At 41.4% G+C, this 944-nt stretch carries 1 pseudogene; it reads right to left on the reverse strand.

The window, feature by feature from the left end:
* Positions 1–944, reverse strand: a pseudogene (locus tag A3738_RS30310) (hypothetical protein); the annotation flags it as partial.

Raw genomic sequence — 944 nt, forward strand, 5'->3', positions numbered from 1 at the left:
TATCGCTATCGGGATCGCTAGGATCTGTGCCATATATTGCTTCCTCCCAGTCTTTCAAACCGTCAGAATCAGCATCTGTATTGTTTACATCGCTACCATCATTAGGATTAAGACCCGCCACCTTAGATTCAACGAAGTCACTCAGACCATCACCATCCGAGTCTGCTGATAAAGGATTCGTGCCTAATGCAAACTCTTCTCCATCAGTCAAACCATCGCCATCAGTATCCCAGTTATAAGGATCAGTATTTTCAGTTTCCTCTTCAGCGTTAGTGCGGCCATCTGCGTCATAATCGCTTGAACCATCGTTATCTAACACACTATCTAAATCGAAGTCTTTAGATGTTGGATTTGTGGGATCAGTGAATAACACAAAAATTTCAAAATAATCACTTACGCCATCACTATCTGTATCGGCTAAGTTATGATCCGTGCCATATATATTAATTTCTTCGAAATTCGCTAAGCCGTCATTGTCATCATCATTGGAGCCTATAATTCCAGCGCCGACATTGTCATTCAGTCCGTCATTATTACTGTCGTTTTTATACTCATCACCGCCCGACTCTTCACCATTGCTCAAGCCATCACCGTCGGAATCCACGAGGAAATCAGAAATATCATCAAAATTATCAAAACGATCTAATCGCGATACTCCACCTAATAACTGATCTTTATCAGAGCTTAGATTGTCGTCAGAATTTGAGTAATGTTCGTACCAACCTGGCAAGCCATCACTATCAGAATCACCAACTTCTTCACGCAGGTACTGCAAATAACCTAAAGAAGGGGATGCGCTATTTTCAACCTGACGAAGCAACACAACATCTTCCTGAGCATTAAATAATGCTAAGGCCTGAGTACCATAACCAGATCTTGCATATCTCCAATACTCGCTATCATTTGCTGCATTCGGGTATAGCTGAATCGTTAATTTTCCATCA

It is taken from the genome of Oleiphilus sp. HI0066, from assembly GCF_001635725.1.